We start from the raw sequence: 16001 nt of genomic DNA, 5'->3' as shown, positions 1-16001 counted from the left end.
TAGAAGAAGAAAAAGGATACCCCCCCAAACAGAATGAACTTTGGGGATATCCTTTTAAGTTAGTATGAATCTTATTGTATCCTGATTAATTAACAGGAATACCAGCAGATAAGGCTGAGTTACTTTGCCCTTGCGCTAAGGTTAGAACATATATTGTGTACTTAACACTCGATTCAATAGGTTTACCATCAGTGTCAACATCCAATGGCGTTGGCGTCGTGCTAGGGTCAACGGTTGTTAATACTTTTGAACCATTAGCACTCTTAAGTTTGGCATTTGTTACATCAAGAACTATTTCGCCTTTTACAGCCATTACAACATAAGAATCAACATTTTTCTCGTCAGTCACTTTACTAAAGTTAACATAAATTTTACCACTACTATCTCTCGCTGGGTTCAAACTAGTAACTGCTGGTACAGTGACTTGAATCGGTGCTGCTGGTACAGTAACTGGATTAGATGCTGCCGAGAGGGCATTCACCGTACTCACTCTTCCATCTGCTACGGAAAGAACAAATACTTTGTATGGAGTACCGATAAGTATTGCATCTCCATTTATATCTCTAGTTTTATCGGATAACAGTTGAATTTTATCGCTACCTGTCTTAGCTACACTTATATAATTGTCATTTGAATTGGCTAATGCTAGATTAAAGGCATCAGAGCCAGTAGCCCGAACAACCATAATTCTATACTCAGAAATGTAGGTTTCATCAGATGCCTTTTTAAAACTGACCGATATATCTCTACCGTCACCATAATTACTATTACCTACAATTGCTTGCACATTTGTCGGTGCAGCAACGGTGGAATTCAATGATAACTTAATAGCAACCGGACTAGAAGTCAGCGCATTATTACCTGAATTTCCTACAGATAGTACAAAGACTTTATAACTCACACCACTTTTAATGAGTGCACCACTCGTATCTGTTGCATTTGAGGCAAGAACCTGACTAATATCTCTACCTGCCCTATTCACTTGCGTATAATTGGAACTGTTTACCCCATTCGCTGCTGCTAGATTAAAAGAACCTGCATAGCCAGATTGCACAACCATAATACGATAATGGCTAATGTTTGATTCCTCGCTTACACGATTAAAAGCTACCGACAAATCGCGTCCATCATTATAATCACTTACATCAGTAGCACTGACATTCGTTACAGCCTTAACGCTGCTATTATTAGTTAATGTTATTGGTGAGGACGCTCCAGACAATGCATTTCCTGAACTCCCGTTACCTACAGATAGTACGAAGACTCTATAACTCTCACTATTTCTAATAAGTGATCCATATATATCTGTTGCATTTGAGGCAAGAACCTGACTAATATCTCTACCTGCCCTATTCACTTGCGTATAATTGGAACTGTTTACCCCATTCGCTGCTGACAGATTAAAAGAACTTGCATAGCCAGATGGCACGACCATAACACGATAATGGCTAATGTTCGACTCATCGCTTACACGATTAAAGGATACCGACAAATCGCGTCCATCATTATAATCACTTACATCAGTAGCACTGACATTCGTTACAGCCTTAACGCTGCTATTATTAGTTAATGTTATTGGTGAGGACGCTCCAGACAATGCATTTCCTGAACTCCCGTTACCTACAGATAGTACGAAGACTCTATAACTCTCACTATTTCTAATAAGTGATCCATATATATCTGTTGCATTTGAGGCAAGAACCTGACTAATATCTCTACCTGCCCTATTCACTTGCGTATAATTGGAACTGTTTACCCCATTCGCTGCTGACAGATTAAAAGAACTTGCATAGCCAGATGGCACGACCATAACACGATAATGGCTAATGTTCGACTCATCGCTTACACGATTAAAGGATACCGACAAATCGCGTCCATCATTATAATCATTTACATCACTAACACTGAGATTCGTTACAGCCTTAACGTTGCTATTATAAGTTAGTGTTATTGCTGAGGATGCTGAGGACAGCGCATTACCTGAACTTCCGTTACCTACAGATAGTACGAAGACTCTGTAACTCTCGCCATTTCTAATGAGTGATCCATATATATCTCTTGCGTTGGACGGAAGGACTTGACTAAGATTATATCCTGTCTTATTCACTTGCGTATAATTGGAACTGTTTACCCCATTCGCTGCTGACAGATTAAAAGAACTTACATAGTTAGATGGTACGACCATAACACGATAATGACTGATGTTGGATTCCTCGCTTACACGATTAAAGGATACCGACAAATCACGTCCATCATTATAATCATTTACATCTCTAACACTGATATTCGTTACAACATTAACGTTGTTATTATAAGATAGCGTTAATGCCGAAGACGCTGTGGATAGCGTACTTGTACCTGAATAACTGCCAGTACCTACCGCTAATACAAACACCTTGTAACTTACACCACTTTGAATGCTTGCACCATTTACATCTCTTGCATTTGAGGCAAGAATCTGACTAATATTATTTCCTGTCTTATTCACTGACGTGTAATTGGAGCTACTTACCGCATTCGCTGATGCCAGATTAAAGGAGCTAGCATTATTAGCTTTAACAACGAATATCCGATATGCATTAATTGTGGACTCATTTAGAATTTTATTGAAGTTAACTCTTAAATCCCGTCCATCTCCATAGTCACTTACATCTGAAATACTCGTAATTACAGGTGTTGTAATACTACTGTTACCTATAGTAATTGAAGTGGAAGCCGATGATAGTTTATTAGAAACACTCGTAATGTTACTCACGGACAGTACAAATACTGTGTATGGCACATTGCTTTTAATCAGTTCACCAGAAGTGTCTCTTGAGGACGAAGATAGTGTTGTCGTCATCGTCGAACTTGTTTTGGTCACATTAGTGTAATTCTGAGAAGCAACATTATTCGCTGTAGCAAAGTTAAATTTACTAGCATCTCTGGTCTTTACAACCATAACACGGTAGTTAGCAATATTCCCATCCGTCGTAGGCTTAGTGAAAGTAACAGATAAATCTCGTCCGTCTCCATAGTCACTCACATCACGAACAGTAACATTGTTTACAGCTAGCACAGATACACTACTACCTATCGCAACAGTAGAGGAAGGATTCGAAAGATCATTTGATCCACTGCCTTTAGCGACGGTTAATACAAATGCCGCATAGGATTGATTAGAGCGAATAAGTTCACCATCCACATCTCGCGATTGAGCAGATAAAGTGACTGAAGAATCTTGGCCGCCTACAGATGCTCTTGTATAATTGTTAGGTGATACGTTACTCGCTTGGTTTAAGTTAAAGCCTGAGATATTTGATGATTTCACAATTAGAACACGATAATGATCTACATTCGTTTCACTGCTCGGCTTAGCAAAGCTAACCTTAAGATCACGCCCATCCCCCGATTGTCCGATCACTTGAGCTGTGACATAGGATACCCCACCCACACTCTCGTCTGGAGCCGAGGTTGTAATAAACACGCTACCCGTTGACTTATTCCATGTCACTTCATCACCCATTGCTTCACTGACAAAGCGTACAGGAACCATCGTTCTACCATTTTTAGATTGAGCTGGAACATCTAATTTGACAGTAGTGTTGTTGATGGTGGCTGTTCTGGAGCCTAACTTCAGCACAACTGTTGTCCCATCTTTCTTTGCTGTTACTGTCTTTGCCTTTTGATTCCAAAATACCTTTGCATCTAATGCTTCGAAAATAGCCCGTAAAGGCAGCATTGCTCGATTACTTATCATCATTGGAGCTTGGTCTGTAGATAGCTTTACACCATCAATATAAATACTAATAGCTGGAGCTGCCTGCACTTGAGTCTGGAACAACATTGATACGATCATGATACTTGCAATAACCATTGACATTATCTTTCGCACACTTTCATCTCCTCGTTTATTTACTTCTCTGTAAACTTCTTTTGTTCTTCTATTCTAACGTATAAACCGGCCTAAATGTTTCCAATTTCTTAATATTTGGGCCGCATCATGTAGACAATAAACTTCTAATCCAATATTACCTAATCCATGTTCATTCAAAACGTTAATAGTCATACTCTACAAGTACAATAATGATCGGCAATATGATAAATGAGCCCAAAGTTGTCCATAAAATACACTTTGATACGAACTTCGGGGATGCATTGAACTTGTCTGAGAGAACAACCGCATTGACCGCTACTGGCATGGAAGCCAGAATAAGTAGTACTGAGAAAAGTACGCCTTCTACATGCAATATATATAGAACAAACCTAGCGATGATCGGTGACAGTAACAAACGAATTCCTAACCCTGCCCAAAAAGCCTTTTGAGTACTCCGATCTAATTCAGCATTATTCACACTAGCCATCTGAGCTCCCAGAATCGTTAATACAACAGGTGCATATGCATCAGCAACCATGGAAACTCCACTAGCAACACCTACAGGTAGGTGTAGATCACAGGTACGAAGAAGAATCGCTACCAATGCAGCATAGACAGCTGGCAGCCTAAATACCGATTTAATAGCATCTCGGGTTGAAAATTGTGATCGCGCAGCAAAATAAACACCAATCGTATTAACAATTATCATTTGACCTACCACATACACGGATGCCTTATCCAATCCAAGCTGCCCTAGCGTTAGTAATACCAGTGGAAGGCCATAGTTCACACTATTCGTAAAAGTTGCAACTAACGTCAACCCAGCGCACTCAGGAGAAGGTAATTTCAACAACTTTCCTACTATATAAGCCACTCCCCACAGCAACAACAGATTAAGGATAGAAAAAGCCCCCGTTCTATAGATATCATCAAGGGATATGTCCGCAGTTAATAACGTATCTAATAGAATAGCCGGGCTTAGAACATATAAATATAACGTCAACAAAGGCTTCGTATCAAGATTCTTAAACTTCCGAAGCAGAACACCTACGATAACCGGTATCGAAATAGGCACAATAACTTGAACAAGAGTAGATAAAACCATCTGAATCATTTGCATTCCCACTCCCCTTATTAAAACTGCCTTTAATCCTACCAAATCATATATGGACTGTCTAAGACCTAAAACCTATTTCATTAATAGGGAGTAACAAGTGCTGTAGAAACAATAAAAAAAACAGAACAAGCGCTTAGCTCATCCTGTTTCATTGAATTAGGTACATCCCGCAATGATCAAATTACTGATTCAATACTTTCTTCAACGCCTCCAAATTCTGACGCATGATACCGATATAATCGAGATTATTCGCTTTATCTTCATCTGAAAGACCCTCAATAGGATTCAGAACAGCGGACTCAGCGCCAATCTCTTTAGCAATCGTCTCGGCTACCTTAGAAGAAACTAATGTCTCAAAGAAGATCGTTTGTACATCGTTCTCTTTAGCAAATTTCACTACTTTGGCCATATTCGCAGCAGATGGCTCTTGCTCCGGAGATAAGCCAGCAATCGCTACTTGCACGAGATTGTATTCTTTAGCTAAATATCCGAAGGAGGCATGTTGTGTAATGAAGTCTTTACGTTTCGTATTACTCAAACCACTCTTAAAGTCTTGATCTAACTGTTCAAGCTTCACAATATACGCATCGGCATTTTTCTTGAATTCATCTGTGTGCTCCGGTGCAGCTTTAGAAAGTCCACTTTCGATATTGCGTACTTCTTGAATAGCTAGTGCTGGAGACAACCATACGTGTGGATCAAGCCCACCATGCTCATGATCGTGGGCTTCTTCACCCTCATGGTCATGTGCTTCTTTCTCTTCCTCTGAACCTTCCATTATAGCAATACCTTGACTCGCCTCTATTTGAACAAGCTTGTCATTATTTACAGCAGATGTTACTTGATCAATCCAACCTTCTAAACCAGCGCCATTATAGACTAGCACATCAGCACCCTCTATTGTCGCAAGATCTCTCGGTGTAGGTTCCCAATCATGAGGTTCAATTCCTGCAGGAATTAAAGCTTCTACATTAGCCAAATCTCCTGCTACATTCTTAGTGAATTCATACATTGGATAAAAGCTAACTTGTACATTTAATTTATCTGAAGATGATGAACTATCCCCACCATTTGAACCACAACCCGATACTACTAAGATGATACTGAACAACAATGCTGCAACCACCCGTTTACTTAACTTCATCTTTACAAAATCCCCCTCTTATTCTCATATACATATTTCTGATTATCTAGTTTCCCGATGCATTGTGACTTTCTTTAGACGCGGACTATATTTTTTCATCTCTAAACGTTCAGGCTGATTTCTTTTATTTTTAGTCGTAGTATAATTACGATCTCCGCACTCTGTACATGCCAAAGTTACTATAACGCGCATGTCGCCACCTCCTAAAATATAAAAACCTCATATATGTAATCGTAAGTATTACGAATAAATATAATTTTACTTACCTTTTCACCTCATGTCAACCATCATATACGTGGCATACTTACTTTTCTTAGCTTGCCGATTAGATAGATGGCTCTTGTTGTGGTTCTTCAATAACCCAAGGTAGTGGATTCTTAAAACTCGACCAATCTTGCTTCATTTCCTCATCACTAAGCAAACAAGCATTCAGGGATTGTTCAATCTTGGACTGTTCCATAGCAATACCAATAAACACGATTTCGTTCATTCGATCTCCCCACTGACTATCCCAATTCTGCAGGGCATCCGGTTCGTTGTTGAATACTTCTTGTTGTTCCTCTATTGGCATGGCTGCAAGCCATGAACCTGCGGCTCCAAATTGAATAGAAGGTCCAGCTTGGCTTAAGCTGGCTGCAAAGTCCTCCTGCGTAGCGATCCATACAAGACCTTTTGCCCGAACAACCTCTTCTGGCCAATCAGACATGAAGTCTGCCAATCTTTGTGGATGAAAAGGTTGGATACGCCGATATACAAAGGAACTAATACCATACTCATCTGTTTCAGGAATATGATTCTCTTGTTGTAGCTCTTGAATCCATCCCGGTGCCTGACTCGCCTTATCAAAATCAAATAAGTTCGTATTCAAAATTTCCGATGGGCTAATCCAACCTTGAACTGTACGTATAATTTTGGCATCAGGCTGTAGCTTTCGTATGATACCTTCCAACTTATTCAATTCGCTTTCCTCGACCAAGTCACACTTGTTAAGCAACAAAACATCACAAGTCTCTATTTGATCAATTAACAAATCTACGACATCTCGAGTATCATCTTCTCCCGTCGCTTCATTTCGATCCAATAGACTTTCTCCCGATGCGAAATCATGCCAGAATCGATTAGCATCAACAACCGTAACCATACAATCCAACTTAGCATACTGAGTCAGGTCAATCCCTGATAATTCGTCGGCGTAAGAGAACGTCTGGGCAATGGGTACAGGCTCGCTAATACCCGTAGATTCAATCAATATATAATCAAACCTGCCTTCCTCTGCTAAAGTCTTTACTTCTTTTAACAAATCCTCACGTAACGTACAGCAGATGCAACCGTTAGACATCTCTACCAACTTTTCCTCAGTACGCGATAACATCGCCTCACCCTTCACAAGATTGGCATCCATATTAACCTGACTCATATCGTTAACAATGACAGCTACTTTTAAACCCTCTCGATTATGAAGGACATGATTAAGTACAGTCGTCTTACCAGAACCTAAATATCCGCAGAGGACAGTCACGGGAATTTTTGTAGTATTCATGAATTTCTCCTTTTATTTTTACTTAATAGTAATCATTACGATTTAATAAAATATAATATATAATTCCTTGTTGCATTTGTCAACTAGTGAACATGAATCCTGTAAAAAAACAGGAAAAACTCCCAACCGTACGGTTGGGAGTTCAAATGAGCCAATTATTATTTATTTAGATGGTACGGAACTGTAGTAATGACGATATCCTTCTGATTAATCAGGAATGTGCGAATCAGCAGACTGGATTGATTGTGTAGAATGTTCTGCCACCAATGCTTCGTAATAAATTGAGGAATGACAATCGTAATATGATCTGTTGCCGCTGTTTTCCATTCAATCGTCTCAATGAATTTCAACAACGGACGTATCACACTCCGATATCGTGAACGAAGGACAATCAATCGTACACCTGGATTCCATTCCGCCCACTTCTGCTCCATCTTCTGTATTTCTTCTTCATCAAAACCAATATAGACTGCAACCACATTGTCTGACATCGAGCGAGCATAACTTATCGAGTTAAGCACAACGCGAGTAACCCCCGAGACGGGTACTAAAAAGGTACTCCCTTTAATAACCGGTTTATCTATATCCAACTGGATGCGTAGCTGATCAGCCGTATTTACATAATGACGATGGATTCGCTTGAAAAGAACCATAACAAGCGGTAGGAAAATAAACACCATCCAAACGTGCGAGAATTTCGTAAAAACAAAAATGAGTGTGATGGTTAGTGTCGTAAGCATACCGATTGTATTAATCGTAAATCGTAGCCCCCAACCGGGTGGCTTGCTTTTGTACCAACGAATCATCATGCCTAACTGAGACAGCGTAAAGGGTATAAACACACCCACCGCATATAAAGGAATTAGTCCTTCTGTGTTCCCATGAAATGCTGCGACCAGAACAGAGGACAATACTCCTAGAATAATGATGCCATTAGAGAATCCCAACCGATCCCCGCGGACCATAAACATATGTGGCATAAACTTATCCTTTGCGAGCATAAAGGCAAGCAATGGAAATGCTGAATACGCCGTATTCGCTGCTAGAAATAGAATCAGTGCTGTGACACCTTGGATTGCAAAATAGAGTCCTCCACGTCCGAATACGGACTCAGCAATTTGGGAGACGATGGTCGCCTTCGGATTAGGTGTAACCCCGTACCAGTAAGCAAGTAGACTAATGCCGGTAAACATCGCACCTAATATGAGCCCCATCATAACTAACGTCTTAGCTGCATTACGATCTGAAGGTTGCTTGAAATTCGGAATAGCATTCGATACGGCTTCAACACCAGTTAACGCAGAACAGCCCGAGCTGAATGCCTTCAATAGTAGAAACAAACTCATATTCGATACAGTGGCCCCAATCTCGGGAATATCTGTATGAATACTACCCGTTGCATATTTGAACAACCCCGAGATAATCAAGACAAAGATAGACACCACAAACAGATAAACCGGAAAAGCAATGAAAGAGGCCGCTTCCGTGACTCCTCGTAGATTAACAATCGTTAACAGTACTATGACCGTTATTGCGATAAGCACATTATGATCATGAAGCTGTGGAAATGCAGAGGTCAGCGCGTCCGTCCCAGCCGATGCACTGACGGCAACCGTTAGAATGTAATCCACAAGTAGTGAACCACCAGCCATTAGCCCCGTGGATACTCCTAAATTATCTTTTGCAACGATATAGGCTCCCCCGCCCATGGGATAGGAGAAGATCGTCTGACGGTAAGAGAGAATAAGAATAGCTAGTAGGCCAAGTACAGCTAATGAAATGGGGAGCGAATACCACACGGCGGTAAACCCAGCCGCCATCAACACGATCAGAATTTGTTCCGTACCATAAGCGACCGATGATAGTGCATCTGAAGAGAGCACCGCAAGTGCCTTGAACTTGCTTAATTTCTCAGAATCAAGCTCATTTGATTTCATTGGACGACCGATTAATAATCTTTTTACTTTGCTGACCATATCGTTAAACCCCTTCTTTTCCAAGTAGAATCAGCAATGCCGTGCGCTAATTAAAAAGGTTATCTTGCGGGTTTTGCCCTTTAAAAAAACATACAGAAATCTGCATGTCTAACAATCGGTCATGTAACCACCCAAGCTTACGAGGTTAGCTGTCGGATTCGGACTGTGGGATAGCCCTACGTAAACAATACGATTCACCCCATTGGCATGATGCCAAAGTGTTGGTTCCCCCGCTTTTCCTAACGAAAATTCAGCGCTATTCAACTTATCACGAGAGTTAATTCTAATGCGCCCGAAGCTAACTGTAAAATTCCAAAAAATTTCATAAAGGGAGAAAAAGGGATGTAATTGGACTGAAACAACCATGTATTACATGAATATCATTCATTCTCTACTATTATCGCTTTAAAGCTAATTCTTATGAGCTAAAGTGTCTAAATCAATAGATATCGCGTTATCTATTCTTAGTTCTACCCTAATATAGATAATTTATTAAAAAAGCATTAAAAATGAAGTTGATTTTACCGATAATATCTTAGAGAGTCATTTATTCTCGGATGATCATAAAAATGACAATCGCAAATTTAACGACGGAGGAATGGTATAAAAGTGAGTAAGAACAGAATTATAACAGCACTACTAGCTTTCATCTTGATTAGCACGCTTGTATTCCCGACTGTGACTTCAGCAGCAAAGCAAAGATCTCTTGAAGATGTATGTACAGTTTCTGTAGACAAGAAAGATCTATTTGTGGCATCTAATCCTGAATATGCTGATAGAGGCCATATTGATTTAACCTGTGATATAAAGCAAATCACGTTTACCGACTTATACTCAACGGTGGAGAATCCACGTATCGTCAAAGCAGATGATTTTTTAACTCAATTCGATGTCACTGCACTTAGTACAGGAAGCACTTACGTGAACATAAATGCACCAGGATACACACCTATTAAAATCAAATTTAATGTCGGGGATTCTTCAAAGAGCGTTACAAACAATAAGGATACCGACGAAGATTATTACTCTGAAGACGATACATACACGGAAGATCAGGGGGAGTACGATCCTGAATATGGAGCATTTCTTTTTTATGCAGATCAAGTCGAATTGTTAGCTAAATTAGAAGATAAAGCTATCGCCGCATATAACCAAAATAACTATATGACTTCCAGTAATCGAAAAAAGACTTATCTAGCATTCAACAATACTATTGTGCCTACTTACACTAAATTCGTTGTAGGTTTAAAAAAGATTAAACCCTCCCAAACCGAATTAAAGAAAATACATGCTACTTTTATCAAGGGAGCCTCTTTACAGCTTGAAGGCCTTACACTAATAAAAAAATCCATTTCTACTCAAACAATTAATATGAAAACATTCAACCAAGCACAAACTAAACTAGATGCTGGCCGCAAGCTAGTAAAGAAGTATAGCGCCGATCTCGAAGCTTATGCAGCTACATTCGAGTAGTAATAAAGTTACATTGTACAAGGATAAACGATTCCGTCGTCTCAAAAGGCGGTATTCGTTTACCGATAATGTCATAGAGAGTCTTTATTCTTGGATTAATAAGAATGACAATCACAAATTTAACAACAAAGGAATGGTATAAAAATGATTAAGAACAGAATTATAATGACACTAGTAGCTTTCGTTTTGATTAGTACGCTCGTATTTCCCACAGTATCTTCAGCAGCAACGCAAACGGCACTTGAATTTATTAATGGTGGCCATCTTAATGTAGATGATGAGTATGAGGAAACATACACAGACGATCAGGAGGCCCAAGAAGAATATGATCCTAAATATGAGGCACTTCTTGACTATGCAGACCAGCTTGAATTAATTGCTAAATTTGAAGATAAAGCAGTTACTGTATATACCAAATATAGCTATATAACTTCAAGCAACCGTAAACAAACTTACGCAGCTTTCAATAATACGATTATTCCTAATTACACTAAATTTGTAGTTGGTTTGAAGAAAATTAAACCAACCACTCCCGAGTTGAAAAAAATTCATGAGACTTATATCAAAGGTGCATCCTTGCAGCTTCAAGCTTTTACTTTGTTCAAGAACTCTCTCTCTTCAAAGAGCATTAATTATAAAGTATTCGATCAAGGAAATGTTAAGCTTGCCGCTGGATACAAACTTGTGCAAAAATCTTCTGATGATTTGGAAGCTTATGCAGCTACATTTGAGTAGTTCGTAATAACACAACAGACTTAGTCAAATCAAAGAATCTCCAACCCCAATTTGTAATGGGTTGGAGATTTTTTTCGTAACCTCAAATTCCATCCATATTTATTCCCCTAAACTAAATAAGTTGAGATGCCACCATTTTTAAAGACGAGGGCAAGACTTTTTCTCTAGACCCACACGTATCGTATCCAGTATGATTCTTGAGGACATACAAATCGGAGGGAATACTACTTGGATGCTTATAGTGAAATTAAAGAAGGCGAAAAAGGAGCATGGGTAAGCATTATTGCCTACATATGCCTTTCAGCTCTGAAATTATGGATTGGGTTCCTCTCAGGTTCTCAAGCTTTACTCGCTGATGGACTTAACAATACAACAGATATTATGGCTTCATTCGCCGTTCTCATTGGTTTGAAAATTTCTCGTAAACCACCTGATCATAACCATCGTTATGGACATTTTCGTGCGGAGACGATAGCTGCACTAGTGGCCTCCTTCATCATGATTGCTGTCGGTATTCAAGTGCTATACCAAGCTGTTCAGAAGTTCTTCCAGCCGGCGTTAGAGACACCCAATATGGTTGCTGCATGGATAGCACTACTGTGCGCCGTTGTCATGATCTTTGTTTATAGATACAATATTCGTCTTGCCAAAAAAATTAATAGCCATGCCATTATGGCAGCAGCTCAGGATAACCGCTCTGACGCCCTTGTCAGTCTAGGAGCATTCGTAGGTATCGTGGGTTCTCAGTTCGGGTTACCTTGGCTAGATCCTTTAGCAGCAACCGCTGTCGGTTTCATTATCTGCAAGACCGCCTGGGATATTTTTAAAGATGCATCTCACGCCTTAACCGATGGTTTCGATGAGAAAGAGCTAAACAAAATTAAACAGACTATTGCAGCTACCCCAGGAGTAGAGTCTATAAAAGATATTAAAGCTCGGATACATGGAAATAATGTATTAGTTGATGTTATTATTCAAGTCAATGGTGACCTGAACGTTGTCGAAAGTCACGAAATTACCGAAGAGGTAGAAGAACGGATGTTGATCGCGCATAAAATTTCACATGTTCATGTCCATATTGAGCCCGTTGAAGACTAAAAGACGCTCTAATCATCCGTGGATGATTAGAGCGTCTCTTTTGCTAAGCAAATGATTGAAATTAAACTGCATTCCAGATGCGATTTACATTATCCATGGCCATTTTAGTTCCTTTTCTACACTCTTCCATACCTTCATATTCGATGGACAGATAGCCATCATAGCCCGACTGCTTCACGATACGTAGAATCTCCCATATATCGAGATCACCCTGTCCAGCGATAGCTCCCCGCAGAAAATTCTGGCCTGCACTTCGGAACCATCCATCCCCTGGATTTCGGTGCTCCGGACGGATATAGAAATCTTTGATGTGAACCATGGAAGCGAGTCCAATATTTTTCTTAACTGCAGTTACAGGGTCTTCATCCACACAGACAAAATTGCCGACATCGAGTGTCGTCTTAAAGTTGGACCGATTTACAGCATGTATCAGTGCTTGCACTCGGTCGCTGGCCTGCACATAATAACCATGATTCTCTACGCTTGTCGTGATATCGTATTGCATGGCGTGATCCGCAATTTGCTGACATGCCCGTGCTATTGTGTCCAAATCATTATTGAAATTAATGATGGATGTGTCAGGACGTGAAGCTACATCATGACGCATCAGTTTGGCACCGAGACGATGGGCACGGTCTACTTCACTAATCACGCGAGCAATTTCCGCTTCATATGCTTCTTCCGAGTCTGTGATGAAGTTAGCTCCGATGGCATAATTAGAGACGGCGATGCCTACTTCAGCTGCCTTCTCACGAATTTGGTCTTCTAGTTCCGGTTGAGCTATGAAATCAAAACCAAACGGAACGATCTCAATATGCTGACCGTCGTTGTCAGCCACCCATTCTACAACATCCAGAATGTTCATCGTACCCGCTTGCATGGCTTGATACAAACTGTAAGAGCTTACGCCTAATTTCATGATGTTATCTCCTCTCAAGATCACAAAAGTATTATAATTCTACATAAGTCATGTCCATAACCTGCTACAACCAGAATGGCCTTTAACCGCGATAACCACGAATAAAATTGACTGCCTTACGAATGTCTTCTTCCGGGTTTACCCCAACTTCTCGCTCTATTGTCAAATAACCTTTATAGCCAATCTCTTGAAGGGCGGCGAAATAAGCAGGGAAATCAACTTTACCTTCACCCAGCGGAACTTCTTCAAATGCTGCACCGGATGATGCCATTTCAGCAATTTTCTCATGATCCATCGTACCGTAACCGAGATATCCATACACGTCTCTTGGATCGATAGGGCGCAGACGTTTCCCGTCTTTAACATGCGTGTGGACAATATAGTCCCGGAGTGTTTTGACGCCTTGGACAGGATCATCACCAGTAACCATGACCATGTTAGCCGGATCGAAGTTGACGGAGACGCCGTTAGTGCTCAAAGTGTCTAGAAAGCTCTTCAGATGTGCTGCCGGCTCTGGACCTGTCTCAATAGCAAAATAGGCATTCATACTTTTCGCGTAAACGCCGAGATCGTCACAAGCCCGTTGCATGGATTCATAAATCTTGCTGTTACGGTCCTCGGGGACAATCCCGATATGAGTGGTTACTACGGAAGTACCAAGATCGAGCGCTAAATCAAGAATACGTTTGGATTTCTCCACTTTGTCAGGATTCGCTTCCGCATCTTGGAATCCATGACCAGCCAAGTCACCACACAGTGCTGAAATTTCCAGCCCTAGTCCTTCGATATAGCTGCGGAGTTCTTTACGTTTCGTTGGGGTAAGAATAGCTGGATCCATTTCCCCGGATACGGCATAAATTTGCACACCTTCGGCTCCTACATCTTTTGCTTTCTTCAATCCTTCCATTACTCCTATACCAAAGCTGTCGACAATAACACCAATTTTGTTGTCCAGTTGCATATTCTCATTCCTCCTCTATAATTTAGAAATAAATTTCCTTGCCCTCTTCGGATGATTTATAAATAGCGTTCAATATTTTGATGATTTCCACACCATCTTCAACAGGACTGTTCGTCTCAATAATACCGAGACAGCTATCAATGAAATGATTAATTTCATTCTGGAAGCTTTCTTCAAAGTCAAAGCCAGGTGTCGTAATTTGCGGTTCGATATTGATCATTGTATTATGTTGCTCCGAAACAATCGACAGATTCGGCTCGATCTCGGCCCCGCCTTTCTCACCATAGATATTAACGGATGCCGAATCTTGCTTGGCATGAAGCGAGAAGCTAACGTCAACTAGTAGAGAGGCTCCATTCTCAAAACGGATCAGCGCGTTGGCCATATCTTCTACAGTGTTGTGCGATGCATCATAATCTGCCGCTTGGTAGAATGAATAATTCTCAATATTAGAACGGTTACCCAGCTTGTTGTACGTATTACCGCTGACCGATTTCACCTTGGGTTTGCCCATGAGATACCAGCACAAATCGATGACGTGTACGCCGATATCGATTAACGGTCCACCTCCAGAACGTTCCTTATCAGAGAACCAGCCTCCAGGATTACCGAGACGACGGATCATACTAGCCTTAGCAAAGTAGATTTCACCCAGGTCACCAGCATCGATAAACTTTTTCAACACAGCAATGTTCGAAGCATGACGGCGAACGTAACCGACCTGTAGGAACTTACCTGTACGGCGTACTGCTTCCTCAACGCGCTCTGCCTCGTCTAGCGTCTTGCAAAGTGGCTTCTCACACAGCACATCCTTGCCAGCCTCCAGCGCAGCGATACTGATCTCCGCATGGGAATTGTTCCATGTACAAATACTGATCGCTTGAATTTCTGGATTGGCCAGAAGTTCACGATAATCGGTGTATACATGAGGAATATTGTATTTATCAGCTGATGTCTGTGCTCTGCTCTCGTTTAGATCGCATATTGCCCATAATACCGCTTTAGAGTTGTTTTGATATGATTGCAAGTGTGATTCCGAAATCGATCCATTCCCGATAAGGCCTATCTTTAGTTGACTCATTGTATGCGTTTACACCCTTTCGCCACACATGCAAATTTGTTATACTATAACAGGTAACTATGCATGATTATGTTTTATTTGTTCATCCACAATAAATTTAA

General features: G+C 40.6%; 12 protein-coding genes and 1 riboswitch. Of the genes, 3 read left to right on the top strand and 9 right to left on the bottom strand.

Annotated features, from left to right (window positions below):
- Positions 1–85: 85 nt before the first annotated feature.
- From UB51_RS23710 to UB51_RS23685, 6 genes are all read right to left on the bottom strand, one after another.
- Positions 86–3874, bottom strand: a complete 3789-nt coding sequence (locus UB51_RS23710; protein WP_234405492.1) for a copper amine oxidase N-terminal domain-containing protein — start codon at positions 3872–3874, stop codon at positions 86–88.
- Between the two features lie 163 nt (positions 3875–4037).
- Entirely contained in the window at positions 4038–4970 is a 933-nt protein-coding gene (locus UB51_RS23705) for an AEC family transporter (protein WP_044880392.1), read from the bottom strand.
- Positions 4971–5154: 184 nt separating this feature from the next.
- Positions 5155–6117 (bottom strand): metal ABC transporter substrate-binding protein, encoded by a 963-nt coding sequence (locus tag UB51_RS23700; protein WP_052676053.1) that lies wholly within the window; start codon positions 6115–6117, stop codon positions 5155–5157.
- A 42-nt stretch (positions 6118–6159) separates the two neighbouring features.
- Entirely contained in the window at positions 6160–6309 is a 150-nt protein-coding gene (gene rpmG, locus UB51_RS23695; protein ID WP_044879422.1) for a 50S ribosomal protein L33, read from the bottom strand.
- A gap of 133 nt (positions 6310–6442) precedes the next feature.
- Positions 6443–7657, bottom strand: a complete 1215-nt coding sequence (locus UB51_RS23690) for a GTP-binding protein (RefSeq protein WP_044879421.1) — start codon at positions 7655–7657, stop codon at positions 6443–6445.
- A 158-nt stretch (positions 7658–7815) separates the two neighbouring features.
- Positions 7816–9633 (bottom strand): APC family permease, encoded by a 1818-nt coding sequence (locus tag UB51_RS23685; RefSeq protein ID WP_044879420.1) that lies wholly within the window; start codon positions 9631–9633, stop codon positions 7816–7818.
- Positions 9634–9752: 119 nt separating this feature from the next.
- Positions 9753–9899, bottom strand: a riboswitch (cyclic di-AMP (ydaO/yuaA leader).
- 343 nt (positions 9900–10242) lie between these two features.
- On the opposite strand from UB51_RS23685, the gene UB51_RS23680 reads away from it, so the two are divergent.
- The 3 genes from UB51_RS23680 (at position 10243) to UB51_RS23670 (ending at position 12939) form a co-directional block, all read left to right on the top strand.
- Positions 10243–11106: a hypothetical protein gene (locus UB51_RS23680; RefSeq protein ID WP_044879419.1), complete on the top strand. Its 864-nt coding sequence runs from the start codon at positions 10243–10245 to the stop codon at positions 11104–11106.
- A gap of 144 nt (positions 11107–11250) precedes the next feature.
- A complete protein-coding gene (locus UB51_RS23675) occupies positions 11251–11841 on the top strand; it encodes a hypothetical protein (protein ID WP_044879418.1) in 591 nt (196 codons plus the stop codon).
- Positions 11842–12069: 228 nt separating this feature from the next.
- Positions 12070–12939 (top strand): cation diffusion facilitator family transporter, encoded by an 870-nt coding sequence (locus tag UB51_RS23670; RefSeq protein WP_044879417.1) that lies wholly within the window; start codon positions 12070–12072, stop codon positions 12937–12939.
- Between the two features lie 61 nt (positions 12940–13000).
- On the opposite strand, the gene UB51_RS23665 is transcribed toward UB51_RS23670, so the two are convergent.
- From UB51_RS23665 to UB51_RS23655, 3 genes are all read right to left on the bottom strand, one after another.
- The gene (locus UB51_RS23665; protein ID WP_044879416.1) at positions 13001–13858 is read right to left on the bottom strand and encodes a sugar phosphate isomerase/epimerase family protein; all 858 of its coding nucleotides are present in this window, start codon (positions 13856–13858) and stop codon (positions 13001–13003) included.
- 82 nt (positions 13859–13940) lie between these two features.
- Positions 13941–14819, bottom strand: a complete 879-nt coding sequence (locus tag UB51_RS23660) for a sugar phosphate isomerase/epimerase family protein (protein WP_044879415.1) — start codon at positions 14817–14819, stop codon at positions 13941–13943.
- Between the two features lie 22 nt (positions 14820–14841).
- Positions 14842–15900 carry a Gfo/Idh/MocA family protein gene (locus tag UB51_RS23655; protein ID WP_044879414.1) on the bottom strand — a complete coding sequence of 353 codons (1059 nt, stop codon included), beginning with the start codon at positions 15898–15900 and terminating at the stop codon, positions 14842–14844.
- Positions 15901–16001: the final 101 nt, after the last annotated feature.

This window comes from Paenibacillus sp. IHBB 10380 (assembly GCF_000949425.1).
Classification (GTDB): domain Bacteria; phylum Bacillota; class Bacilli; order Paenibacillales; family Paenibacillaceae; genus Paenibacillus_AQ.
Note: the sequence above shows the minus strand (reverse complement) of the source record. Positions and strands in the feature narration are given on the sequence as shown.

Excerpts from the sequence above, each read along its gene's own strand:
- UB51_RS23705 (WP_044880392.1), bottom strand. The coding sequence starts at position 4,970 with ATGATTCAGATGGTTTTATCTACTCTTGTTCAAGTTATTGTGCCTATT.
- UB51_RS23700 (WP_052676053.1), bottom strand. The coding sequence starts at position 6,117 with ATGAAGTTAAGTAAACGGGTGGTTGCAGCATTGTTGTTCAGTATCATC.
- rpmG (WP_044879422.1), bottom strand. The coding sequence starts at position 6,309 with ATGCGCGTTATAGTAACTTTGGCATGTACAGAGTGCGGAGATCGTAAT.
- UB51_RS23690 (WP_044879421.1), bottom strand. The coding sequence starts at position 7,657 with ATGAATACTACAAAAATTCCCGTGACTGTCCTCTGCGGATATTTAGGT.
- UB51_RS23685 (WP_044879420.1), bottom strand. The coding sequence starts at position 9,633 with ATGGTCAGCAAAGTAAAAAGATTATTAATCGGTCGTCCAATGAAATCA.
- UB51_RS23675 (WP_044879418.1), top strand. The coding sequence starts at position 11,251 with ATGATTAAGAACAGAATTATAATGACACTAGTAGCTTTCGTTTTGATT.
- UB51_RS23665 (WP_044879416.1), bottom strand. The coding sequence starts at position 13,858 with ATGAAATTAGGCGTAAGCTCTTACAGTTTGTATCAAGCCATGCAAGCG.
- UB51_RS23660 (WP_044879415.1), bottom strand. The coding sequence starts at position 14,819 with ATGCAACTGGACAACAAAATTGGTGTTATTGTCGACAGCTTTGGTATA.
- UB51_RS23655 (WP_044879414.1), bottom strand. The coding sequence starts at position 15,900 with ATGAGTCAACTAAAGATAGGCCTTATCGGGAATGGATCGATTTCGGAA.